Here is a 23,229-nt window from a genome sequence, read left to right as displayed (position 1 = left end):
GTGCGACTGCTGATCACCAACGACGACGGCATCGGGGCGCCCGGAATCAGGGCGCTGGCCGAGGCCGTCGCGCGGGACGGGCACGACGTCACCGTCGCCGCGCCGCAGACCGAGTTCAGTGGGGCGGGGGCGGCGCTCACCGCCGTCACCGAGCAGGGGCGGCTCGTCCTCGAGCCGGTCGAGTTCGACGGGATCACGGCGTTCGCGGTGGCGGCCTCGCCCGCGTACATCGCGGTGCTCGCGGCCCTCGGCGTCTTCGGCCCGCCCCCCGACATCCTGCTCAGCGGCATCAACCAGGGCGCCAACGTCGGCCACGCGATCCTGCACTCCGGCACCGTGGGCGCCGCGCTCACGGCCGCGAACGAGGGCATCCGCGCGCTCGCGGTCTCCCTCGACGTGCCCACGGCGCTGCCCCACGAGGATCGGGCGGTGCCGGTGGTCGAGCAGCACTGGCCGACGGCCGGGGCGCTCGCCGCGCGGCTGCTGCCGCGGCTGGCGGCCGCCCCCGCTGCCACGGTGCTGAACCTCAACGCGCCGAACCTGCCGCCGCCGTCGCTCAAGGGGCTGCGGCGCGCGGCCCCGGCGCCGTTCGGGCAGGTCCGGATGGCGGTGGCGGAGGCGGCGCAGGACTTCGCGCGGATCATCGTCGAGGTCCGCGAGGAGCCGGCGCCGCCCGGCACCGATCTGGCGCTGCTGGCCGAGGGGTACGCGACCGTGACCGCGCTGCGGCCGCCGTCGGAGGACCTCGATCCACTCGTGGTGGGCGGCGGCCTATTCGTTGTGGAGGACCTCGGCGATGGGCAGCCGCGCGGCGGTGCGTGAGGGCAGCAGCGCGCCGAGGACCGCGATCGCCACGCCGGCCAGGGCCATCAGGGCCAGCGCGCCCGGGTTCCAGACGTGGAACATGGCCGCCGGGAGGTCGATCTTCGCCGTGCGGCCCACCATCGGCAGGATCAGGCGGTGCGCGGCGATGCCGGCCGGGATGCCCGCGACCGCGACGAGCAGGCCCAGCACCGCCATCGACGTGACCATCATGGCCACCACCTGCCGGGGCGTCATGCCGATCGACTTGAGCATGCCGAGGTCCCGGCGGCGTTCGCGGACGTTGAGCAGCACCGTGTTGAAGACGCTCAGCGCGGCCACGGTGCCGATCATCAGCGAGAACACGACCGAGATGGTGACCACCGAGACGGTGTAGGTGTTGCCGAGACCGCTCACCGCGGACCAGGCGTAGAGCCCGGGGTCGGCGGCGCGCACGGAGGCGAGGTACGACTCCACACTCGTCCCGGGCTGGACGCGCACGGAGTACATGACCTCGTGGTTCACCAGGTGGTACGACGGTGCGATGGCGGTGAAGACGGACCAGTCGGCGAAGAGGTCCCCGCCGGCGATGCCGGCCTCCATGGTGCGGCCCACGATCGTGACGGGGGCCTCGCGGCCGTCGTAGGTGAGCCGGATCGTGTCCCCGACGCGCAGGCCGAGGTTTTTCAGGGCCTTCGACGCGGCGACCACCTCGCCCGGGGCGGCCATCCAGCGGCCCTCGGTGAGCTCGGCCTGGTAGCCGAGCGTGGTCGCGTCGCCGCGCAGGAAGTCGACCTGCACCGGGTCGCGGTGCCCGGCGACGGTGAGGGGCAGCGTGAGGTCGGCGGTGACGTACACGGTGCCGGGCAGCCCGCGCAGGAGCGCCTCCACCTGCGGGTCGGTCCTGTCCGTGGAGACGCGGCCGAAGTCGGGGTTGCTCGGGCGGACCTGGGCCTGCACCGCGTCCGCGCGGTCCACGGCGTCGCCGAAGCGGATCACCGACGTGGCGAGGCCGCCGGCGAACGTGACCGTGGTGACCCCGAGCAGCAGCGCGGCCATGGTGAGCGCGGTGCGGCCGGGCCGGGCGAAGGGCAGGCCGAGGCCGAGGCTGACCGCGCGGGGCAGGCGGGTGCCGGACAGCGCCCGCTGCACCCGCAGGCCGCGGCCCGCCTTCGGGGCGGAGCCGGCGCTGATGGCCTCGGCGGCGGAGAGCCGGTGGGCGAGCCGGGCCGGCACCAGCGCGACGAGCGCGACCAGGACGGGCACGCCGAGGGCGCCGGTGAGGGGCACCCACAGGCCGGTGTCGACCCGCGCGCCGAAGCCGAGGCCCTGGAACGCGCCGGCCAGCAGCGGCCGCGCGGCGACAGTGCCGAGCGCGGTGCCGAGGACGGCGCCGGCGGCGGACGGTACCGACACCATGACGAGATACACGAGGACCACCTGGCGCGGGGTGAAGCCGATCGCCTTGAGCACGCCGATGTGCCGGAAGCCCGAGATGACCGCGCCGCTGACCACGTTGGCCACGATCAGCACGGCGACCACGAGGCCGAGCACGCCGAAGACGACCAGGAAGGGCAGCATCGTGCCCGGGCCGGCCGCGACCTCGGCCTTGCGGGTGAGGTACGACTGCGTCCCGGTGAGCCCGTCGCGCGGCACGGACGCGATCGCCGCGTCGACCTCGGCCCGGTCGGCCGCGTGCCGGAAGCGGTAGAGGACCTGGGATCCGGACGGGCCGAGCGCGGCCATCGTCGCGGGGGAGACCCAGGCGTCGGCGGTGTTGCCGAGGCTGTACGCCACCCCGACGATCGTCAGGACGGGCCTGCCGGGCACGGAGACCTTCTTGCCGAGGATGTCGCCGCCGAAGCGGTCGGCGTCGGCCCGGTCCGGCGGCGGCTGCGCGGTGACGACGATCTCGTCGGCGCCGGTGGCCCAGCGGCCCACCCACACGTCGACGCGGTCGACGGGCCCGGCCGGGTCGGCGCGCCCGACGACGGTCAGCGGCCCGGTCGCCCAGATCGGCCCGCCGTCGGCCGGCACGTCGAGCACCACCTCGGGGAAGGGGCCGGCGACCGCCTCGACGCCGGGGGCGCTCGTCGCCGGGTTCTGGGTGTCGTACGTCGCGATGACGTGCGCCCCCCGCTGATGCGCGAACGCGCGGTCGAACGGGCCCGTGGACGCGTCGAGCAGCCCGAGCGCGACCACGATCGTGGCCGTCGAGCACAGCACCACGAGCCCGATCACGAAGGTCTGCATCCTCCGCCGCCGCACGGCGGCTCGCGCGGCCCGCCACACCGCACTCATGCCACCACCCTGCCGTCGGCGAGTTCGACCACCCGGCTCGCGCAGCGCTCGGCCATCGCCGTGTCGTGCGTGACCAGCAGCAGCGTCTGCCCGATCTGGTTGAGGTCCAGCAGCAGGTCCATCACCTGCTCGCCGGCCCGGCTGTCGAGCGCCCCCGTCGGCTCGTCGGCCAGCAGCAGCGCCGGGCGGTTCATGAGCGCCCGGGCGACCGCGACCCGCTGCCGCTCGCCGCCGCTGAGCGAGGCCGGGTAGGCGTTGCGCCGGTCGGCGATTCCGAGCTCGTCGAACAGCTCCAGGGCGCGCCGCCGGGCCTGCGCGGCGCGGATGCCCATGAGCTGCGCGGCCAGGGCCACGTTGTCCAGCGCCGAGAGGTCGTCGAGCAGGTTGAAGAACTGGAACACCATGCCGATGCGGCGCCGGCGGAACAGCGCCAGCCCCGTCTCGCTCAGCGCCCCCAGGTCCTCGTCGTGCACCTCGACCCGCCCCGCCGTCGGCCGGTCGAGCCCGGCGATCATGTTCAGCAGCGTCGACTTGCCGCAGCCCGAGGGGCCCATGACCGCGACCGCCTCGCCGCCCTCGACGCTGAGCGAGACCCCGTCGAGGGCGGTCGTGCCGCCGAACTCCTTGCGCACCCCGTCCAGGCGCACCACCGTCGTCATGCCACGACGCTATTTCGGGTGTACCGCCCGTGACGTCCGCAGCCGGATGCAACCCGCCGCCCGGGGTCATCCTGGGGATGTACGCCGGTGCTCCCCAGGTCCGATGCGCGCCCGGGCGCGGGTCTGGCATCGTGACAAGGGTGACCGTCCTCGCCGTTGTGCTGCTCACGGCGTTCGTGGCCGCCGCGGCGGCGGCGGTGGCGCTGGGCTTCGCGGCCGCGCAGGCCCGGCGGCGGCACCGGCGGGCGCTGGACGAGCGGGGCTGGCTGCTCGAGCGCGAGCGGCAGGCGGCGGCGAGCGGGGCCGTCGCGGCCGAGCGGGCCCGGATCGCCCGCGAGCTGCACGACATCGTGAGCCACAACGTGAGCGTGATGGTGGTGCAGGCCGGGGCCGCGCGCGAGGTCCTGGCCGCCTCGGCCGCCGACGTCCCGCCCGACGTGGCCGGCGCGCTGGCCGCGGTGGAGGGAGCCGGCCGCGACGCGCTCAAGGAGCTGCGGCACCTGCTGGGCCTGCTCGCCCCCACGGCCGACGGGTCCGAGGAGCACTTCGAGCCGCAGCCCGGCCTCGACGGGCTGAGCCGGCTCGTGGACCGGATCGCGTTCGCCGGGCTGCCGGTCGACGTGTTCGTCAACGGGGAGCCGCGGCCGCTGCCGGCCGGGATCGACACCACGGCGTACCGGATCATTCAGGAGGCGCTCACCAACGCGCTCAAGCACGGGGAGGCGGATCGGGCGGAGGTCTGCGTGCGGTACTCCGAACGCTCCCTGCGCATCGAGGTCCTCAACACCGGACCCGCCCGGCCCGCGCGCCGCACCCCGCCCGTCGGCACCGGCCGGGGCCTGCTCGGCCTGCGGGAGCGGATCGCGGTGTACGGCGGCGACTTCGACGCCCGGCGGCGCTTCGGCGGCGGCTTCCGGGTCCGCGCCCGCATCCCCCTGGACGCGGCATGAGCGGTCCGGGAGTTTTGATTGTCGACGACCAGGCGCTGGTCCGCACCGGCTTCCGCATGATCCTCAACGCGCGCGGCGTGGACGTGGTCGGCGAGGCGGCCGACGGCGTCGAGGCGGTCTCCGCGGCCGACCGCCTGCGCCCCGACGTGATCCTCATGGACATCCGCATGCCCAACCTCGACGGCCTGGCCGCGACCCGCCAGATCGTCGAGCGGCAGCCGAGGTGCCGGATCATCATGCTCACGACGTTCGACCTGGACCGGTACGTGTACGCGGCCCTGGCCGCCGGCGCGAGCGGCTTCCTGCTCAAGGACGTGACGCCGGAGCACCTGGCCAACGCGGTCCGCCTCGTGGACACCGGCGACGCCCTCCTGGCCCCGTCGATCACGCGCCGCCTGGTCGAGCGCTTCGCCGCCGAGTCGCGGCCGCCGCCCCTGCACCGCGACCTGACCCCCCTCACGCCGCGCGAGCTCGAGGTCCTGACCCTCATGGGCCAGGGCCGGTCCAACGCCGAGCTGGCCGCGGCCCTGACCCTGAGCGAGGCGACGGTGAAGACCCATGTGGCGCGGATCTTCACCAAGCTGAACCTGCGCGACCGGGCGCAGGCGGTCGTGCTGGCGTACGAGACCGGGCTCGTCCGCCCCTCCTCAGACGGGCTCTGACCGGATCATCCGCACGAGCGCCCGCAGCCCGGCGAGCAGATCCTGATGATCGCTGATCCCGTCGACGGCCGAGTCGATGCGCCGCACCATCCGCTCGATCGACTGCCGCAGCTGGTCATCCCGCTCCCGAGCCCCATTCCGGTCCTCGTCGGCGACGCGATGCTGCTCGTCGGCCTGCCGCTGCAGCGACTGCACCAGCTCCTGCAGCTCGGCAACGTCCCGCCGCAGCGTGACGACGTCCTCGCGCGGATGCGTGACCTCGCGGGTCATGACGGTGATGCGCTGGTGGAGGTGCGAGAAGTACGCCCCGGCCGGCCGCATCAGGGTGGACAGCAGGAAGAACCCGGCGACGTAGTACCCGACCGCCCGCCCGGTGACGAATCCCGCCACGGCCGCGACGACCGCCGTCCCGACGTGCCCGGCGACGGCGAACCCGAGCATGCGCCGGGCGATCCGCCGCGCCTCGGCCTCGTGGCCGTCCTTGACCGCGATGCCCCGGTCCCGCGACTCGGCCGCCTCGGCAACGACTTGACGCGCCCCGAAGTAGAGGTTCCAGGGCGCGGACACGAGCACGAGCGTCCAGGTGAGCGCCGCGAACGCCGCGCCCACCGTCCACAACAGCTCACCGGTGACCCCGGCGAGACGCCCGAGCCACGCGAACAGCAACACACACGCGGCCCCGACGACCACGACCGACCACCATTTACTCCCACGCATACGCTGCATCATTCGGTACCGATGGATGCCGCGAATCCGCCGCCGTACTCACCTTCGGCTGAGTAGCCGCGCGACTAGAGTGACGTCGTGGACGAGCTGCCGATCGCTGAGTTCGGGTTTCCCGGGGAGTTGCGCGACAAGCTGGTCGCGGCCGTGCTCGACGGCAGCAAGACGACCACGACCGGCCTGCTGCAGGACTACGAGCTCGACCAGGAGCCGTTGCCGGTCGTCGGCCGGCGGGCCGCGGTCGTCGACTCGGCCGGGCGGCGCGTCGGGGTCATCGAGGTCGTCGAGGTCCGCGTGGCCCGGCTCGGCGACGTCGACCTCGCGCACGCCGTCGACGAGGGGGAGGGGGACGCCACCGTCGCGCAGTGGCGGGAGACGCACGAGCGCTTCTGGCACGGCCCGGAGTACCGGGGCTGGCTGGGCGACCCCGCGTTCACCGTCGACGACGACACGCGCGCGGTGTTGCAGCGCTTCCGGCTCGTGCCCTAGACCCCGGGCGTGTCGGTCGACCCGGTCACGGCCCGGACGGTCGCGTCCGCCACGGCGGGAACCGCGTCCGTCTCCAGCCCGCCGACCGAGATGCGAATCGCGGGCGGCGTGGCGATGCGGTACAGCGCGCCGGGCGCCACCGCAAACCCGGCCTCCCGCAGCCGCGCCACCGCGGTCGTCTCGTCCGGCACCGACACCCAGACGTTGAGCCCCGTGCGGCCGGTGACCGTCTGGCCTCTGGCCCGCAGCGCTTCCACGAGGCCGATTCGGCGGGTTTCGTACTCTTCTTTCGCCGTCGCCACCGTCCCCGCCACGACCGGGTCGGACCACAGATCGGCGACGAGCCGCTGAAGGAGCAGCGACACCCACCCGGTGCCGACGCGCTGCCGCCCGACGAGCCGCCCGATGCTGGTGGCGTCCCCGGCGACCACGGCGAGCCGGAGGTCGGGCCCATAGGACTTGCTGACCGACCGTACGAATCCCCACGCCCCCGTAGCCCCGGCCAGCGGATGCAGCGCGTCGACGGAGAGCTCCCCGGCATGGTCGTCCTCGATCACGAGCACGTCGGGGTGCCGGGCGAGCACGGCACGAAGCCCCGCGGCCCGGTCCGCGGTGACGCTGGCCCCGGTGGGATTGTGCGCGCGGCTCGTCACCACGAACGCGCGAGCCCCAGCGCGCAGCGCGTCCGCGAGCCGCCGAGGGTCCGGCCCGTCCTCGTCAACGGGCACCGGCACCACCCGCAACCCAAGCGCGGCCACGAGATCGAGCAGGTTGGCCCACCCGGGATCCTCGACGGCGACGCGGTCACCGGGCAGCAGATGCGCATTGAGCAGCCGCTCGATCCCGTCGAGCGCACCCCCGACCACGGCCAGTTCACTCGCGTCGACCCCGTCACGCTCGAGCCTCTCCCTGGCCGCGGCGCGCAACGGCGGATGCACGGTCCCGGCGGCGTACCCGGTAGACGTCCCCGCCGCGGCGGCACGCGCGAGGGCCGGCCCGAGGTCGGGCAGCAGCCGGGGATCGGGCGCCCCGGTGGCCAGATCGAGCACGCCGTCGGGCACTTCGAGCCGAAACTGCCCCCGCGCCGGCGCAACGGCGGGCCGGGGCCGCACCCGAGTACCTTGCCGCCCCGCCGACTCGGCAATACCGCGCTGTCGCAACGCCTGATACGCGGCGGCGACGGTCGCGGGACTGACCCCGAGCTGCGTGGCCGCGGCGCGAATCGGCGGGAGCGGGTCGCCGGCCTGCAGGCTGCCGGAGCGCACACCGGCTTCGACGGCGGCGGAGATTTCGCTCGCCGTACGCCCGGCCAGCGCAAAGCCCACGGTCACGCCCCGACCCTATAGCCCACCAGACCGGGGGAGACGCTGGACTTCGTCGGCGATCGCACGACGTATGAGTTCCGGGTGGGCTCTGCTGACACCTACGACGTGAGCTGCACCGTCCATCACGCGGAGCGGCTGGTCCACCTCACGGTGCACGCCGTCCCTCTGTCGCGCTGATCAGGGATTACTCGGCGGCAGAAAGCGCATGGCGGCGGCGCGGGAGAGGCGCTGGATGCAGCGAGATCGTGTGGTCCGCGGGAATTCGTTGCGCTGGCCGCGTCCAACTCGAACTCGAAGACCACTACGAGCGAGTGGGGGTCTGGGAACTGGCCAGCGAAGCTAGGCCAGTGGCTGCGTAGCAGCCATGGGGGGTGCGGGGTGGGAACCCCCCGCCCCGCGCGTCAGCGCGGAGAAATACTGTGCCCCCGGCAGGATTCGAACCTGCGCCCCCGCCTCCGGAGGGCGGTGCTCTATCCCCTGAGCTACGGGGGCCTTGCGACCTCGAACAGACTAGCAGAACCCCCACCCGCCCCACGAACTGGTTCCCCTGCGTTGCGTGGGACGGGTGACAAAGGGCGGAACTACGAGGACAGCGGCTGCGCGCCGAGGTCCTTGAGCTTCTCCGTCAGCTGCGAGATGTCGTACGACTGGGAGACGCGGATCTTCTCGGCGGCGTCACGCACCTCGGGGTCTGAGGCGTCCTTGGCGGCGATCTCCGCCATGTGGATGCCGCCCAGGTGGTGGCGCAGCATGAGCTGGCACCAGAGGGTGTCGAAGTCCTTGCCCTGGGAGGACTTGAGCTTCTTCAGCTCGGCGTCCGAGGCCATGCCGGGCATGCGGCCGTCCGACTGCAGGGTGTTCATCCCCGACGGCATCCACGCCATGGGGCGGTTGGACGACGTGGGGGAGAGGTGCCACTCCGTCAGCCAAGTTTGCATCTGGCCGATCTGCCACTGCTGGCTCGCTGCGATGTCGTACCCCAGGTTGCGGATGTCGTCGGTGGTGCCGAGACGGTACGCGAACATCCCCATCTCGACCGCCTGCGCGTGGTGCACGCTCATGTCGCGGGCGAAGCCGGCGTCGATGGAGGTCTCGCCGGGGCGGTTCATGATCGGGATGAGGTACCCGATCGCGACGCCCGTCACCAGGAGGAGGACGGCGGCGAGCGCGCCCAGGCTCAGGCGCGCCCGCCGTGAAAGTTGCGCGAACACGGGCTAGTTGCTGCCCATCTGCGTCGTGCCGTCCTTGCCGAGGTCACGCGGCGTGCTGCCGGTCTCGGTGATGATGTCGCCGCTGGAGCACGGGGTGCCGGCCTCGAGCGTCGCGTTCTGGCGCAGCGCCTTGATGAACTCGTCGATGCGCTTGTCGCTCGCGTTGTCGACCTTGAGCTGGTAGCCCCACGCCTGCAGCGAGATCGGGGCGTCCAGGTTCGGGTACGGGCTCATGAGCATGTAGTCGTTGCCGCGCACACGCTTGGCCAGCGCCTCGACCTGGTCGGCCGGGAGGCTCGGGTTGTACGTGATCCAGACGGCGCCGTGCTCCATGCTGTGCAGCGCGTGCTCGCTGGCGATCTGGGACGTGTAGACGTCACCCAGGCAGCGCTGCCAGTTCGGGTTGTGGTTGCCGGCGACGGGCGGGCTCAGCTTGTAGGTCTGCGGGCCCCACACGTGCTCGCGCTGGCCGACCATGGCCTTGTCGAGCTTGTAGTAGTCCTTGAGGCCGCTGATCTGGTCCGCGCGGTCGCGCCAGCCCAGGCCGTTCTCGTACACCTGGTAGCCGGCGAAGCCCACGATGCCCAGGGCCAGCACGCCGACCGTGGTGAACAGCGCGATCGGGCCCCAGCTCATGCCCTGCTTGACCTTGACCGGCGCGATCTTCTTGGCCGCGGGCCGGGCGGTGGCGGGCCGCTTCCCGGCCGGGGCCGTCTTGCGGGCCGGAGCCGACTTGCGCGGGTTCGCCTTGGGCTTGGCCGGGGTCGCGGTCTCCTCGGAATCCGAGACTTCCGAATCCTCGACGGCGTCCACATCCTCCAGGTCGGCGTCCTCGTCGCCGCCCTGCTTCGGCTTCGCGCCGGAGACAGCCTTGGTGGACGGCTTACGGTTGCCGCCACCGTGCTGGGTGCTCATGCTCATCTCGTCGCCTCGCAACGCTCAGCGTTGTGCTCGCTCATCGGGCCTCGTCTGGTCAACGGTCGGGGGTCGCGGCGGGGAACTGCTCCGGTGGCTCCCTCCCCCGCGGGGGGAATCCGGTTCCAGCCGTCCCGCATTGTGACCAGCACAACGGGCCGCCGCCAAGTACCGGAGTCTACCCCCGATAGCATTTGTCGGTGACTCCCGCTGAACTCGCCGTAGCAGTCCTCGCCGCCGCCCGTGCGGCCATCACCGAGCGTGACCTCGACGCGTCCGTGCTCCCGGCGACGACCAGCGTGGAGCGACCCCGAAACCCGGAGCATGGTGACTATGCGTCCAATATCGCCCTGCAGCTGGGCAAGCGGGTCGGGCTGAACCCGCGCGAGCTGGCCGCGGCGGTCGCGAAAAACTTGCAGGAAACTCCCGGGATCGGCAGTGTGGAGATCGCCGGGCCTGGATTCCTCAACATCCGGCTCGCGGCCGGGGCCGTGGGCGAGCTCGCCGGGCTCATCGTGCGGGCCGGGCGTGGCTACGGCCGCAGCGAGACCCTGGCCAAGGAGAAGGTCAACCTGGAGTTCGTCTCGGCGAACCCCACCGGCCCCGTCCACCTCGGCCACACCCGCTGGGCCGCCGTCGGCGACGCGCTGGGCCGCATCCTGAGCGCGGCCGGCGCCGACGTGACGCGCGAGCACTACATCAACGACGCCGGCGTGCAGATGAACCGGTTCGGCGAGTCCGTCATGGCCGCCGCGCACGGGCAGCCCACGCCGCCGGACGGCTATCCTGGCGAATACGTCCAGGACATTGCCAACGCCATCAAAGCCACCGATCCGGACATTATGCAGCTGCCGGAAGAGGAGCAGAAGGCGGCGTTCCTCCAAAAGGCGTACGAGAAGATGCTCCAGGAGATGCGGGACAGCCTCGAGCGGTTCGGCGTCCACTTCGACGTGTGGTTCTCCGAGAAGACGCTGCACGAGGGCGGCGCGGTCGAGCACGCCCTCGACGAGCTGCGCAAGCAGGGTCACGTCTTCGAGCAGGACGGCGCCGTCTGGCTGCGCACGACCGACTTCGGCGACGACAAGGACCGGGTGCTGATCCGCTCCAACGGCGAGAAGACCTACTTCGCCGCCGACGCCGCGTACTACATCAACAAGCGCGAGCGCGGCTTCGAGCGCTGCATCTACATGCTCGGCGCGGACCACCACGGCTACATCGGCCGCCTCAAGGCCATCGCGGCCTGCGCCGGCGACGACCCGCGGCGCAACATCGAGGTGCTCATCGGCCAGCTGGTGAGCCTGCTGCGCGGCGGCGAGCCGGTCCGGCTGAGCAAGCGCGCCGGCACGCTGATCACCCTCGACGAGCTCATCGACGCCGTCGGCGTGGACGCGGCCCGGTACTCGCTGGCCCGCTCCTCCACCGACTCGCCGCTGACGCTGGACATCGAGGTCATCACGCGGCAGAAGAACGACAACCCGGTCTTCTACGTGCAGTACGTCGGGGCGCGCATCTCGTCGATCGCGCGCAACGCGGCCGAGTATGGATACGAGCGCTCCGAGGCGTACGACGCGGCTCTGCTGGTACACGAGAAGGAACTGGATCTTCTGAAGGCGCTCGGGGACTTCCCCGGCGTCGTCGCCACCGCGGCGGAGCTGCGCGAGCCGCATCGCGTGGCACGCTATCTGGAGGACCTGGCCGGGGAGTACCACCGGTTCTACGACAACTGCCTCGTCCTGCCCCGGGGCGACGACCCGTTCACGGAGACGCACCGGGCCCGGCTCTGGCTCAACGCCGCCACCCGGCAGGTCATCGTCAACGGCCTGGACCTGCTCGGCGTCTCCGCGCCGGAACAGATGTAGAGGAAGATATGCGCGCACACGAGGCTGGGGCGCTCCACGCGGACCTCGGCTCCAGCGGACCGTCCTGGCTGCGAACGCCCGCGGACGTGAACGCGTTGGTCCCGATCTTGTGGCCCAAAACCGTCACACGCGGAGAAAACGGGCAAATCACAGTCGGCGGCGTTGAGGTCGGGCAAATCGCCCGAGATCACGGCACGCCAGCCTACGTTCTGGACGAAGCGGACTTTCGCGACAGATGCCGGAACTTCCGGAACGCCTTCGGCGGAGCCGAGGTCTACTACGCCGGCAAGGCCTTCCTCGCCACGGCCGTGGTCAAGATCCTCGTGGAGGAGGGCCTCAGCCTGGACGTCTGTACCGGCGGTGAGCTGGCGGTCGCCTTGAAGGGCGGCATGCCGCCGGAGCGCATCGGCCTGCACGGCAACAACAAGTCCGTCGAGGAGCTCACCGCCGCCGTCGAGGCCGGCGTCGGCCGGATCATCGTCGACTCCTTCGACGAGATCGAGCGGCTCACCCGGATCGCGATCGAGTCCGGCAGGCGCCCCAACGTGATGGTCCGCGTGACCGTCGGCGTGGAGGCGCACACGCACGAGTTCATCGCCACCGCGCACGAGGACCAGAAGTTCGGCTTCTCGCTGGCCGGCGGCGCCGCAGCCGAGGCGGTCGACAAGATCCTCGCCGACGACGTGCTGGAGCTGCGCGGCCTGCACTCGCACATCGGCTCGCAGATCTTCGACGCCTCCGGCTTCGAGGTCGCCGCCCGGCGGCTGCTGTCGCTGCAGGCCCGCATCAGCGAGGTGCACGGCCGCGAGTTGCCCGAGCTCGACCTCGGGGGCGGGTTCGGCATCGCGTACACCACGCAGGACGAGCCCGCCGAGCCGCACGACCTGGCCGGGGACCTGCTGCGGATCGTCAAGCAGGAGTGCGCCGCGCTGCACCTGAGCGTGCCGCACCTCTCCGTCGAGCCGGGCCGGGCCATCGTCGGGCCGGCGATGTTCACCCTCTACGAGGTCGGCACGGTCAAGGACGTCGACGGCATCCGCACGTACGTCTCCGTCGACGGCGGCATGAGCGACAACATCCGCACCGCGCTGTACGACGCGGCCTACTCGGCCACCGTGGCCGGACGGGCGTCGTCCGAACCGCCGATTCTCGCCCGCGTGGTGGGAAAACATTGCGAGTCCGGGGACATCGTCGTGAAAGATGAATTCCTGCCGGCCGACGTCAAGGCCGGAGATCTTCTTGCGGTCCCGGGCACCGGCGCCTATTGCCGCAGCATGGCGAGCAATTACAACCACGTGCCCCGCCCGCCGGTCGTGGCGGTGGCCGACGGTGCGTCGCGCGTCATCGTCCGCCGGGAGACCGTGGACGATCTGCTGAGACTGGACGTGGGGTGACAGATGCCGCAATCGGTGAAGGTAGCGCTGCTGGGCTGCGGGACCGTCGGTTCCGAGGTGGTCCGCCTGCTGCACGAGCAGGAGGACGACCTCACGGCCCGCATCGGCGCGCCGCTGGAGCTGGTGGGCGTCGCCGTCCGCCGCCTCAACAAGACGCGTGAGCTGCCGATCGACCCCGCCCTGTTCACCACCGACGCGCTCGGGCTCGTCACGCGCGACGACGTCGACGTGGTGGTCGAGGTCGTCGGCGGCATCGAGCCGGCCCGGACCTGGCTGCTGGAGGCCCTGCACGCCGGCAAGAGCGTGGTCACGGCCAACAAGGCACTGCTCGGCGAGGACGGCGCCACCCTGCACAAGGCGGCCGCGGACTGCGGCGCGGACCTGTACTACGAGGCCTCCGTCGCCGGCGCCATCCCGCTCCTGCGCCCCCTGCGCGACTCGCTGCACGGCGACCGGATCACGCGGGTGACCGGCATCGTCAACGGCACCACGAACTTCATCCTGTCCTCGATGGACGCCACCGGCGCCGGCTTCGCCGAGGCGCTGGAGGAGGCGACCGCGCTGGGCTACGCCGAGGCCGACCCGACCGCCGACGTCGAGGGCTTCGACGCCGCCGCCAAGGCCGCGATCCTCGCCTCGATGGCCTTCCACAGCCGGGTCACCTCGGCCGACGTCCACCGCGAGGGCATCACCGAGGTCACCGCGGCCGACGTGGCCAGCGCGAAGGCCATGGGCTGCACGATCAAGCTGCTGTGCATCGCGTCGAAGGCCAACGGGGCCGTCTCGGTGCGCGTGCACCCGGCGATGATCCCGCGCACGCACCCGCTCGCGGGCGTCGGCGACGCGTTCAACGCCGTGTTCGTGGAGGCCGAGGCGGCCGGGCAGCTGATGTTCTACGGCCGCGGCGCGGGCGGCGCCCCGACCGCCTCCGCGGTGCTCGGGGACGTCGTCGCCGTGGCCCGCAACCGCCTCGCCGGCGTGCGCAGCGCGTCCGAGTCCGCCTACGCGGACCTCCCGGTCTCGCCGATCGGGGACGTGTTCACGCGGTACCACATCAGCCTGGACGTCTCCGACAAGGCCGGCGTGCTCGCCGCGGTCGCGGGCGTCTTCGCCAAGCACGGCGTCAGCATCGCGACCGTGAACCAGTCCGGCCGCGGCAACCAGGCCGTGCTCGTCATCGTCACGCACGCCGCGCCGGATCGCGCCCTCGCCGCGACCGTCGCCGAGCTGCGGGCACTGGACATCGTTCGCGCCGTGGCGAGCGTCCTGCGGGTCGAAGGGGAGTAAGGCGCCATGTGGCGTGGATTGATCGAGGAATTCCGGGACCGTCTCCCAGTCGGGCCGCAGACTCCGGTGATCACCCTGCAGGAGGGCAACACGCCGCTCCTGCCGGCGCCGGAGCTCTCCGCGCGCACGGGCTGCGACGTGTACCTCAAGGTCGAGGGGGCCAACCCGACCGGCTCGTTCAAGGACCGCGGCATGACGGTGGCGGTCTCCAAGGCTGTCGAGGACGGCGCGAAGGCGATCATCTGCGCCTCCACCGGCAACACGTCGGCCTCGGCCGCCGCGTACGCCGCCCGGGCCGGCATCACCTGCGCCGTGCTCGTGCCGACGGGCAAGATCGCCCTCGGCAAGCTCGCTCAGGCCCTCGTGCACGGCGCCCGCCTGCTGCAGGTGACGGGCAACTTCGACGACTGCCTGGCGCTGGCCAGCAAGCTGTCGCTGGACTACCCGGTCTCGCTGGTCAACTCGGTGAACCCGGACCGGCTGCAGGGCCAGAAGACCGCGTCCTTCGAGATCGTGCGCACGCTCGGCGACGCGCCGCACATCCACTGCCTGCCGGTCGGCAACGCGGGCAACATCACCGCGTACTGGATGGGCTACAAGGAGGAGGTCGAGGCCGGCAACGCCACCCGGCGCCCGCGCATGTTCGGCTTCCAGGCCTCCGGCGCCGCCCCGATCGTCCGGGGCGAGGTGGTGCGCGAGCCGAGCACGATCGCCACCGCCATCCGCATCGGCAACCCGGCGAGCTGGACGAAGGCCGTCGACGCCCGTGACGAGTCCGGCGGCCTCATCGACGCCGTGACCGACCGCGACATCCTGCAGGCGTACCGGCTGCTGGCCCGCTCGGTCGGCGTCTTCGTGGAGCTGGGCAGCGCGGCGAGCGTGGCCGGCCTGCTGCAGGCGACCGCGCAGGGCCGCATCGAGCCCGGCCAGACGATCGTGTGCACGGTGACGGGCCACGGGCTGAAGGACCCGGAGTGGGCGATCTCCACGGCCCCCGCGCCGACGACGATCCCCGCCGAGCCCCTCGCCGCCGCGAAGGCCCTCGACCTGGCCTAGGTTTCTGGCCTAGCTTTTTGCCCCGGTCCGCGTCACCTGCGGACCGTTGCTCCCGCGCGACTCGGGCCGGGGCCCAGCATTCGCTGGCCCTGGCCCTGCGACCGCGCGGTGCCAAGAGCGGAAAACCCTTTAGTGTGTTCAGGTGCCGCCAGCGCTTTCGGTCCTTACCCGCAACAAGGACTTCCGCAACCTGTTCACCGCTGACCTGATCGGCCTGGGCGCCGACTGGTTCGTGATGATCCCCCTGCTCACCCTGCTGCCCCACCTGACCGGCTCGGGCCTGTGGGGCGGGCTCGTGCTGGCCGCCGACACCGGGGTGACGGCGCTGCTGCTGCCCTTCACGGGAACGATCGCCGACCGCGTGGACCGCCGCCGCATCGTCATCGCCGCCGACCTCGCCATGGCCGGGTGCGCCCTGTTCCTGCTGCTCGTTCGCACCCCCGCGACGGCCTGGGTCGCCCTGGTGGCCGTCGGCGCGATCGCGGTCGCCAAGGCCTTCTTCACGCCCGCCGCCCAGGCCGCCCTGCCCAACGTGGTCGACCCCGAGGACCTCCCGGCGGCCAACGCGCTCGCCGGCTCGGCCTGGGGCACCATGCTCGTGATCGGCGCGTCGCTGGGCGGCATCGCGTCGGAGGCCTTCGGCGCCTACCCCTGCTTCGTCATCGCCTCGGCCCTGCTGCTCTTCTCGGCCTTCCAGGTCTGGCGCGTGCGCCGCCCCCTGCAGGCGGAGCGCACCGAGCCCCCGGCCCCCGCGTTCGCCGCGATCGCCGAGTCCCTGCGCTACATCCGCGCCCGCCCGAGGATCGCCTCCCTGGTGACCGTGAAGTCCGCGGTCGGCTTCGGCAACGGCGTCCTGACGGTCTTCCCGCTGCTGGCGCTCGCGCTGGGCGCCGGCCCGATGGGCACCGGCCTGCTCTTCGCCGCCCGAGGCCTGGGCGCGCTGGTCGGCCCGATGGTCCTGCGGAAGGTGCTGTCCCACCGCTCCTGGCTGCTGCCGGGGCTGGCCCTGTCCATGTCGCTGTACGGCCTGGCCTACATCGGCGTGAGCCTGACGACGCTGTTTCCGCTGGCCCTCGCCGGCGTGGTGCTGGCGCATCTGGCCGCGGGCGGCAACTGGATGATGTCGAACTACGTCCTGCAGGAGGAGGTGCCCGACGCGCTGCGGGGACGGGTCTTCGCCGCGGACTTCATGCTGGCGACCCTTTCGGTCGCGGCCAGCCAGCTGGCGGTGGGCGTCTTCGTGGACCACACCGATCCGCGGGTGCTGGTCGCGGCGTGCGGGGCGGTGACGCTGCTGTACGCGGCGGGCTGGTCGCTGGTGTCGCTGCGCCGCCCGGCTCCTGCGACGGAGTAGCCCCCGAGCTGTGCGCCGCGGGCTGGTCGCTGGTGTCGCTGCGCGCGGCGCCCTGCTCCCGATATGTCCGACGCTTCGCGATCGGACATATCGCATTTATACCCTGACAGGTCATATTTACGATTCAGCCGAAGATCGTGAAAGTTTCGGGCTCTTGCGCGGGTGAGCTATCGTGGTGATATCACTTCGATAGCCACCCCCCTGGAGGAGTCATGGAGCGACGGGCGTTTCGAGTAGCCGGGTTCGCGATGCTCGGCGTGCTGCTCATCCTGGTCGCCGGGGCCGTCGCCGCCGTCACCCAGCTGTCCGAGGACGCCGGCGTCGCGGTCGTCGTCCTGCTCTCACTGCTCGCGGCCCTGATCCTGTCCGGGTTCACCGTGGTCAACCCGAACGAGGCCCGGGTCATGCAGTTCTTCGGGCGGTACGTGGGCACCATCGGCGACGCCGGCTTCCACTGGACCGTGCCGCTCACGACCAAGCGCCGCCTGTCCCGCCGGGTGCGCAACTTCGAGACCGACCGGCTCAAGGTCTCCGACGCCGACGGCAACCCGGTGGAGATCGCGGCCGTGGTCGTCTGGCGCGTCACGGACACGTTCAAGGCGTCCTTCGGCGTGGACGATCACATCTCGTACGTCGCGGTGCAGTCCGAGGCGGCCGTGCGGCACCTCGCCACGAGCTACCCCTACGAGTCCCACGACGACGGCCGCTCGAGCCTGCGCGAGGGCAACGTGGTCAGCGAGGAGCTCACCGTCGAGCTGGGCGAGCGCGTGGCGCTGGCCGGGGTCGAGGTGCTGGAGTCGCGGATCACCCACCTCGCCTACGCGCCCGAGATCGCCCAGGCCATGCTCGCTCGCCAGCAGGCCAGCGCGATCGTGGCTGCGCGGTACAAAATCGTGGAGGGCGCCGTCGGGATGGTGCAGAGCGCGCTGGAGCGGCTCAGCGAGCTCGACGTCGTCGAGCTGGACGAGGAGCGCAAGGCCCAGATGGTGGCCAACCTGCTCGTCGTGCTCTGCGGCGACCGCAACGTCCAGCCCGTGGTCAACACCGGCACGCTCTACGCCTGATCGATCGTCGTGCCCGAGCGCAAGAAGCTGCTGCTGCGGCTGGACCCCCAGGTCTACGACGCGATCGCGCGGTGGGCCGGCGACGACCTGCGCAGCGTGAACGCGCAGATCGAGTTCGCCCTGCGCCTCGCCCTGCGCCAGGCGGGCCGCGACCCGAAACGCGGCCAGCCCCCGCCCGGCGCCGACGTCGACCCCGCAGCCGAAGGCGAAGCCGGCGACGAAGGGGAGGCCGGCGACTGAGGCTGTGCCGCTCGACCCCGCCGCCCCGGCCGCTGGGCTCCAAGCCCGCGCCGGGGCGGCGGCGTGCTCACTGCTCGCGCGGGGGCGGCGGCGTGCTGACCGTTCGCGCATTTGCGGCGGCGTGTCGCGCGGGGCGGCGCGCGTGTTCACCGCTCGCGTGGGGCGTCGGGGTGCTCATCGCTCATGCGGGCCGGCGGCGTGCTGACCATTCGCGTGGGGCGGCGGCGTGTCGCGCGGGCGGCGGGCGTGTTCACCGCTCGCGTAGGGCGGCGGGGTGCTCACCGCTCGCGCGAATTCCGGGAACCGGTGGCGATCCCGGGAAATGGGCGCGCCGTCCTCATGGTGAGATGATGGGTATGGCCTTCCTGCCCCGACCCGTCGTCGTGCGCGTTCCCGCGACGAGCGCCAACCTCGGCCCCGGATTCGACGCGCTCGGTCTGGCGCTGACGCTGTACGACGAGGTCGAGGCCCGGGTCACCGCCGCCGGCGTCACGGTCGAGGTGAGCGGCGAGGGTGAGGGCGACCTGCCCGCCGACGAGACCCACCTGGTCGTGCGCGCGATGCGCCGCGCCTTCGCCGTGCTCGGCGAGCAGCCCCCAGGCCTCGCGCTGCGGTGCCGCAACCGCATTCCCCAGGCCCGCGGCCTCGGCTCCTCCTCGGCCGCCATCGTCGCCGGGGTCGTGCTGGCCCGGGCCCTGGTCGAGGGCGGCGCCGAGCGCATGGACGACGCGGCCGCGCTGGTGCTGGCCGACGAGATCGAGGGTCACCCCGACAACGTGGCGCCGTGCCTGCTCGGCGGCTTCACGATCGCGTGGACGGGGGACGGGGGTGCGGTGGCCGTACGCCGGGAGCCCTCCCCGGACATCCGCCCCGTGCTCTTCGTGCCCGAGGAGCGCGGCCTGACCGAGGTCGCGCGCGCGGCGCTGCCCAAGACCGTCCCGCACGGCGACGCCGCGTTCAACGCCGGGCGCGCCGCGCTGCTCGTGCACGCCCTCGCCGGCGACCCGGGCGCGCTCTTCGCGGCGACGGCGGACCGGCTCCACCAGGACTACCGCGCCGAGGGGATGCCGGGCACCGCCGACCTGGTCGCGAGCCTGCGCGCCGAGGGCGTGCCCGCCGTGGTCTCGGGCGCGGGCCCGAGCGTGCTCGCGTTCGGCGTGGGCACGTGGACCCCGCGGCCGGTCGCGGGCTGGCGCGTCCTCCCGCTCGACGTCGACCTGACCGGTGCCCGGCTCGGTGGCGACTGACCTGATCCGCAGAGTCTGAAAACCCGGTCGCCGCGAGCCGTGCACAGCCGCGAGTCGTGCACCAGCCGCTGGCCACGTGCAGCCGCGGCCGTGCGCCGCCGCGCGCCGTGGGCCGTGTCCAGTCGCGGCCGTGTGCAGCCGCGGGACCTGCACCGTCGTGGGCCGTGTGCCGCCGCGGCCCCGTGTGCCGCCGCGCGCCGTGGGCCGTGTCCAGTCGCGGCCGTGTGCAGCCGCGGTCCGCGGGCCGTGTGCAGCCGCGGGACCTGCACCGTCGTGGGCCGTGTGCCGCCGCGGCCCCGTGTGCAGCCGTGGGCCGTGGGCCGTATGCAGCCGTGCGGCCGTGGCCGTGTGCAGCCGAGGCTGTGTGCCTCCGCGGCCGGTCGAAGGTGGCGGGTGAGCCGCGATGTGCCGTTGTCGATGTCGTGGCTGTCCGGCCCGGCGGTGAGCGGGTATGGGGTACGCTGGAACACGCCGAGCGGGGCCCTGTTGCCGCTGGCTGGCGGAGTTGATTACTCTCTAGTCTTAAGCAGCCGCTCAGTGCGGCGATCTCATGCGGGGCGGCGTGCTCCGAATTCCGTGGCACCCCTTGCGCACGCCCGGCCGCCAACCCGCGTTTCCTGTGGTCGCGCGCACTCGGCTGGGCCGGTGACGCACTGAGTGGCGTCAAGGCCCACCGCCAAAAGCGCTGCAACACCCTCCCGGTCGCACGTCGAATCCGGGGGAGTAGCAGGAAACTCCGCATCGCAAGGTCGAGATGGGAGCACGCAAGACCCCGGCACACCGTCGATGCGGGAACACGCACCACCCCCGGATACGGGGCAACGCACGACCTCCACACCGCAATGCGCAAGACGGCGGCGGGGAGCACCCGCGGGCCGCCCGGCCACCACAGTCGAAGAACGGGCCGGCCCCGGAACCTAACGAGGGAAGGAATCCATTGAGCGACACCACCGACGTCACGTCGGATGTCTCCACCGACCGCACCGCGGTTGAGGCCGACGGCGCCGAGGCCGGCGCGACGCGTCGGCGGCGCTCTGGCACGGGGTTGGCCGGCATGCTGCTTCCCGAGCTGCAGAGCCTGGCCGCCTCGTTGGGCATCTCCGGCACGGCTCGCATGCGTAAGGGCGAGCTCGTCACCGCCATCCAGGAGCGTCAGGCGGGCGACTCGCGCCCCGCCACCGAAGCGAAGGCCACCGAGGCGAAGGCCACCGCCACCGCGGCCCCCACTCGCACCCGGTCGCGCAGCACGGCCGCCGGGGCCCGCACCGAGGCCCCCGAGGCGGAGTGGCCCTCGGCCACCGAGGTCACCGAGCCGCCGGCCCGTTCCCCTCGTCGGGCCACCCGCGCCGCGGGTCCGCCGGAGCCGCGGGCCGCGCGCGAGGAGACCGCCACGGCCGAGCCGGCCGCCGCCGAGGCCCCGGTCGCCGAGCGGGCCGAGCGCCCCAGCCGCGCCGCGCGCGCGGAGCGGGCCGAGCGCGGCACCACCGAGCGGGCGGAGCGCGGCACCACTGAGCGTGCCGAGCGCGGCACCACTGAGCGGGCCGAGCGCGGCACGACCGAGCGGGCGGAGCGCGGCGAGCGCGCCGAGCGCGGTGACCGTGCCGAGCGTGCGGAGCGCACCGAGCGTGCCGAGCGTGGGGACCGGGCCGAGCGCGGCGAGCGTGCCGAGCGCAACGACCGCGGTGACCGGGCCGAGCGTGGCGACCGCGCCGAGCGGGCCGAGCGCAACGGCGCCGACCGCGGCGAGCGGGCCGACCGTGGCGACCGCGGGGACCGCAACCAGCGCGGCGGCTTCGTCGACGACGAGGGCGACGACGACGGCACCGGCCGTCGCGGGCGGCGCAGCCGGTTCCGCGACCGCCGCCGGGGCCGCGACCGCGACGGCGCCGAGGCCCCCACCGGCGGGCGCGGCGGCAACGAGCCGCAGGTCAGCGAGGACGACGTCCTCGTGCCGGTCGCGGGCATCCTCGACGTGCTCGACAACTACGCGTTCGTGCGTACGACCGGTTACCTGTCCGGCTCCAACGACGTCTACGTCGCCATGTCGCAGGTCAAGCGCTACGGCCTGCGCCGGGGCGACGCGGTCACCGGGGCCGTGCGCCAGCCGCGCGACGGCGAGCAGCGGCGGGACAAGTACAACCCGCTCGTGCGCCTCGACACCGTCAACGGCATGGACCCGGAGGAGGCCAAGCGCCGCCCCGAGTTCTACAAGCTCACCCCGCTCTACCCGCAGGACCGCCTCCGCCTGGAGACCGAGCCGCACATCCTGACCACGCGCGTCATCGACCTGGTGATGCCGATCGGCAAGGGCCAGCGTGCGCTCATCGTGTCGCCCCCGAAGGCCGGCAAGACCATGGTGCTGCAGGCGATCGCCAACGCGATCACCCGCAACAACCCCGAGTGCCACCTCATGGTCGTGCTGGTCGACGAGCGGCCCGAAGAGGTCACCGACATGCAGCGCTCGGTGAAGGGCGAGGTCATCGCCTCGACCTTCGACCGGCCGCCGTCGGACCACACCACCGTCGCGGAGCTGTCCGTCGAGCGGGCCAAGCGCCTGGTGGAGCTGGGCCACGACGTCGTCGTGCTGCTCGACTCGATCACCCGGCTCGGCCGCGCCTACAACAACGCGTCGCCCGCCTCCGGCCGCATCCTGTCCGGTGGTATCGACTCGACGGCGCTCTACCCGCCGAAGCGCTTCCTCGGCGCCGCGCGCAACATCGAGAACGGCGGCTCGCTGACCATCATCGCCACGGCGCTGGTCGAGACCGGCTCCACCGGTGACACGGTCATCTTCGAGGAGTTCAAGGGCACCGGCAACGCCGAGCTCAAGCTCGACCGGAAGATCGCCGACCGGCGCATCTTCCCGGCGATCGACATCGACCCGTCCAGCACGCGCAAGGAGGAGATCCTCCTCGCGCCGGACGAGCTCGCGATCGTCATCAAGCTGCGCAAGGTGCTGCACGCGCTCGACTCGCAGGAGGCGCTGAACCTCCTGCTGGACCGGCTCAAGAAGACCCGGACCAACGTCGAGTTCCTCATGCAGATCGCCCAGACGACACCGGGCGAGTAGGCGGCAACGCGGATGCCCCCGGAGCGAGCCGCTCCGGGGGCATCCGCATGTTCAGCCACGAATCGGTGGACGCGGCGTCCGCGTCGAGAATCGGCGAGCGGGTCAGCCGCGGATCTCGGTGGACGGGTCGGGCGGGTCGACGACCTCGAAGATCTCCACCATGCCGCTCGTGCGCAGCAGCCGGTACACCCCGGGCCCCGGGCTCGCGAGCACCATCGCCACGCCGGCGCCCTGCGCGTACTTATATCCGCTGATCAGCACCCCGAGCGCGCTGGAGTCCATGAAGGACACCGCGGCCAGGTCGATCACCACGCGCGCCGGGCGGCCGTCGACCGCGCGCACGATCGCCTCGCGCAGCGCGGGCGCGGTGGCCACGTCGACCTCGCCGCGCACGGCGAGCACCGTGCCGCCGTCGGGCTCGCGCCGGGCGCGGATGGGGATTTCCGCCACACGAGCAGTATCGGGCGTCCGGCCCGGGCCGGCCATCGGGGGCTCCACAATCCGACCCTTTCGCACGCATAGACCGTCAGGCTCATAGACAGGCGTACAAACCCCAACGCATACGCGGGTTTTCAGTGACGCTTCTCTGGCGTACGGTGACGCAGATCGGAGTGGGCGGGCC

The 23,229-nt window shown here is 72.6% G+C and carries 20 protein-coding genes and 1 tRNA gene; 13 read left to right on the top strand and 8 right to left on the bottom strand.

Going from position 1 to position 23,229, the window contains the following annotated elements; all coding sequences use genetic code 11:
* Positions 1–822, top strand: a complete 822-nt coding sequence (surE, locus tag ABT369_RS27880) for a 5'/3'-nucleotidase SurE (RefSeq protein ID WP_350616272.1) — start codon at positions 1–3, stop codon at positions 820–822.
* Here the strand turns inward: surE and ABT369_RS27875 are convergent.
* Together ABT369_RS27875 and ABT369_RS27870 are read right to left on the bottom strand one after the other, a co-directional pair.
* Positions 772–3,102 (bottom strand): FtsX-like permease family protein, encoded by a 2,331-nt coding sequence (locus ABT369_RS27875; protein WP_350616270.1) that lies wholly within the window; start codon positions 3,100–3,102, stop codon positions 772–774. The genes surE and ABT369_RS27875 overlap by 51 nt on opposite strands.
* Complete coding sequence (locus tag ABT369_RS27870) at positions 3,099–3,761, bottom strand: ABC transporter ATP-binding protein (protein ID WP_350616268.1); 663 nt, start codon at positions 3,759–3,761, stop codon at positions 3,099–3,101. The genes ABT369_RS27875 and ABT369_RS27870 overlap by 4 nt, the downstream gene beginning before the upstream one ends.
* A gap of 197 nt (positions 3,762–3,958) precedes the next feature.
* Here ABT369_RS27870 and ABT369_RS27865 point away from each other — a divergent pair, with 197 nt between their 5' ends.
* Together ABT369_RS27865 and ABT369_RS27860 are read left to right on the top strand one after the other, a co-directional pair.
* Positions 3,959–4,711 carry a sensor histidine kinase gene (locus ABT369_RS27865; protein ID WP_350616430.1) on the top strand — a complete coding sequence of 251 codons (753 nt, stop codon included), beginning with the start codon at positions 3,959–3,961 and terminating at the stop codon, positions 4,709–4,711.
* On the top strand, positions 4,708–5,373 hold the full coding sequence (locus tag ABT369_RS27860) for a response regulator (RefSeq protein ID WP_350616266.1): 666 nt from the start codon (positions 4,708–4,710) through the stop codon (positions 5,371–5,373). The genes ABT369_RS27865 and ABT369_RS27860 overlap by 4 nt, the downstream gene beginning before the upstream one ends.
* On the opposite strand, the gene ABT369_RS27855 is transcribed toward ABT369_RS27860, so the two are convergent.
* Positions 5,359–6,090: a hypothetical protein gene (locus ABT369_RS27855; RefSeq protein ID WP_350616264.1), complete on the bottom strand. Its 732-nt coding sequence runs from the start codon at positions 6,088–6,090 to the stop codon at positions 5,359–5,361. The two genes, ABT369_RS27860 and ABT369_RS27855, sit on opposite strands and share 15 nt — an antisense overlap.
* Before the next feature lie 87 nt (positions 6,091–6,177).
* Here ABT369_RS27855 and ABT369_RS27850 point away from each other — a divergent pair, with 87 nt between their 5' ends.
* The gene (locus tag ABT369_RS27850; RefSeq protein WP_350616262.1) at positions 6,178–6,585 is read left to right on the top strand and encodes an ASCH domain-containing protein; all 408 of its coding nucleotides are present in this window, start codon (positions 6,178–6,180) and stop codon (positions 6,583–6,585) included.
* Here the strand turns inward: ABT369_RS27850 and ABT369_RS27845 are convergent.
* The 4 genes from ABT369_RS27845 to ABT369_RS27830 form a co-directional block, all read right to left on the bottom strand.
* Entirely contained in the window at positions 6,582–7,916 is a 1,335-nt protein-coding gene (locus ABT369_RS27845; RefSeq protein ID WP_350616260.1) for an aminotransferase class I/II-fold pyridoxal phosphate-dependent enzyme, read from the bottom strand. The genes ABT369_RS27850 and ABT369_RS27845 overlap by 4 nt on opposite strands.
* Positions 7,917–8,330: 414 nt before the next feature.
* Positions 8,331–8,402: transfer RNA gene (locus ABT369_RS27840), tRNA-Arg, on the bottom strand.
* 89 nt (positions 8,403–8,491) lie between these two features.
* Positions 8,492–9,121 carry a DUF305 domain-containing protein gene (locus tag ABT369_RS27835; RefSeq protein ID WP_350616258.1) on the bottom strand — a complete coding sequence of 210 codons (630 nt, stop codon included), beginning with the start codon at positions 9,119–9,121 and terminating at the stop codon, positions 8,492–8,494.
* 3 nt (positions 9,122–9,124) lie between these two features.
* Positions 9,125–9,757 carry a DUF3105 domain-containing protein gene (locus tag ABT369_RS27830; protein WP_497986605.1) on the bottom strand — a complete coding sequence of 211 codons (633 nt, stop codon included), beginning with the start codon at positions 9,755–9,757 and terminating at the stop codon, positions 9,125–9,127.
* A 479-nt stretch (positions 9,758–10,236) separates the two neighbouring features.
* On the opposite strand from ABT369_RS27830, the gene argS reads away from it, so the two are divergent.
* From argS to rho, 9 genes are all read left to right on the top strand, one after another.
* Positions 10,237–11,895, top strand: coding sequence for an arginine--tRNA ligase (gene argS, locus ABT369_RS27825; RefSeq protein ID WP_350616254.1), 1,659 nt, complete (start codon positions 10,237–10,239; stop codon positions 11,893–11,895).
* A gap of 8 nt (positions 11,896–11,903) precedes the next feature.
* A complete protein-coding gene (lysA, locus tag ABT369_RS27820; protein WP_350616252.1) occupies positions 11,904–13,289 on the top strand; it encodes a diaminopimelate decarboxylase in 1,386 nt (461 codons plus the stop codon).
* A 15-nt stretch (positions 13,290–13,304) separates the two neighbouring features.
* Positions 13,305–14,576, top strand: a complete 1,272-nt coding sequence (locus tag ABT369_RS27815; RefSeq protein ID WP_350616429.1) for a homoserine dehydrogenase — start codon at positions 13,305–13,307, stop codon at positions 14,574–14,576.
* 6 nt (positions 14,577–14,582) lie between these two features.
* Positions 14,583–15,632 carry a threonine synthase gene (gene thrC / locus ABT369_RS27810; RefSeq protein ID WP_350616250.1) on the top strand — a complete coding sequence of 350 codons (1,050 nt, stop codon included), beginning with the start codon at positions 14,583–14,585 and terminating at the stop codon, positions 15,630–15,632.
* A gap of 142 nt (positions 15,633–15,774) precedes the next feature.
* Positions 15,775–16,986, top strand: coding sequence for an MFS transporter (locus ABT369_RS27805; protein WP_350616248.1), 1,212 nt, complete (start codon positions 15,775–15,777; stop codon positions 16,984–16,986).
* A 212-nt stretch (positions 16,987–17,198) separates the two neighbouring features.
* Positions 17,199–18,050: an SPFH domain-containing protein gene (locus ABT369_RS27800; RefSeq protein WP_350616246.1), complete on the top strand. Its 852-nt coding sequence runs from the start codon at positions 17,199–17,201 to the stop codon at positions 18,048–18,050.
* Between the two features lie 9 nt (positions 18,051–18,059).
* Entirely contained in the window at positions 18,060–18,290 is a 231-nt protein-coding gene (locus ABT369_RS27795) for a type II toxin-antitoxin system antitoxin (RefSeq protein ID WP_350616244.1), read from the top strand.
* A 350-nt stretch (positions 18,291–18,640) separates the two neighbouring features.
* On the top strand, positions 18,641–19,537 hold the full coding sequence (gene thrB / locus ABT369_RS27790; RefSeq protein ID WP_350616242.1) for a homoserine kinase: 897 nt from the start codon (positions 18,641–18,643) through the stop codon (positions 19,535–19,537).
* A 937-nt stretch (positions 19,538–20,474) separates the two neighbouring features.
* Positions 20,475–22,607, top strand: a complete 2,133-nt coding sequence (rho, locus tag ABT369_RS27785) for a transcription termination factor Rho (protein ID WP_350616240.1) — start codon at positions 20,475–20,477, stop codon at positions 22,605–22,607.
* 102 nt (positions 22,608–22,709) lie between these two features.
* Here the strand turns inward: rho and ABT369_RS27780 are convergent, their stop codons facing one another.
* Positions 22,710–23,057 carry an STAS domain-containing protein gene (locus ABT369_RS27780; protein ID WP_350616238.1) on the bottom strand — a complete coding sequence of 116 codons (348 nt, stop codon included), beginning with the start codon at positions 23,055–23,057 and terminating at the stop codon, positions 22,710–22,712.
* Between the last annotated feature and the right edge of the window lie 172 nt (positions 23,058–23,229).

Source organism: Dactylosporangium sp. NPDC000244, assembly GCF_040300725.1.
GTDB lineage: Bacteria > Actinomycetota > Actinomycetes > Mycobacteriales > Micromonosporaceae > Dactylosporangium.
The sequence above is the reverse complement of the archived record's forward strand: the minus strand, read 5'-3'. Positions and strand labels throughout refer to the sequence as shown.

What these genes read in the sequence shown, in the direction of transcription:
- ABT369_RS27875 (WP_350616270.1), bottom strand. Translation starts at nt 3,102, where the DNA reads ATGAGTGCGGTGTGGCGGGCCGCGCGAGCCGCCGTGCGGCGGCGGAGG.
- ABT369_RS27870 (WP_350616268.1), bottom strand. Translation starts at nt 3,761, where the DNA reads ATGACGACGGTGGTGCGCCTGGACGGGGTGCGCAAGGAGTTCGGCGGC.
- ABT369_RS27860 (WP_350616266.1), top strand. Translation starts at nt 4,708, where the DNA reads ATGAGCGGTCCGGGAGTTTTGATTGTCGACGACCAGGCGCTGGTCCGC.
- ABT369_RS27855 (WP_350616264.1), bottom strand. Translation starts at nt 6,090, where the DNA reads ATGCGTGGGAGTAAATGGTGGTCGGTCGTGGTCGTCGGGGCCGCGTGT.
- ABT369_RS27830 (WP_497986605.1), bottom strand. Translation starts at nt 9,757, where the DNA reads ATGAGCTGGGGCCCGATCGCGCTGTTCACCACGGTCGGCGTGCTGGCC.
- lysA (WP_350616252.1), top strand. Translation starts at nt 11,904, where the DNA reads ATGCGCGCACACGAGGCTGGGGCGCTCCACGCGGACCTCGGCTCCAGC.
- thrC (WP_350616250.1), top strand. Translation starts at nt 14,583, where the DNA reads ATGTGGCGTGGATTGATCGAGGAATTCCGGGACCGTCTCCCAGTCGGG.
- ABT369_RS27800 (WP_350616246.1), top strand. Translation starts at nt 17,199, where the DNA reads ATGGAGCGACGGGCGTTTCGAGTAGCCGGGTTCGCGATGCTCGGCGTG.
- thrB (WP_350616242.1), top strand. Translation starts at nt 18,641, where the DNA reads ATGGGTATGGCCTTCCTGCCCCGACCCGTCGTCGTGCGCGTTCCCGCG.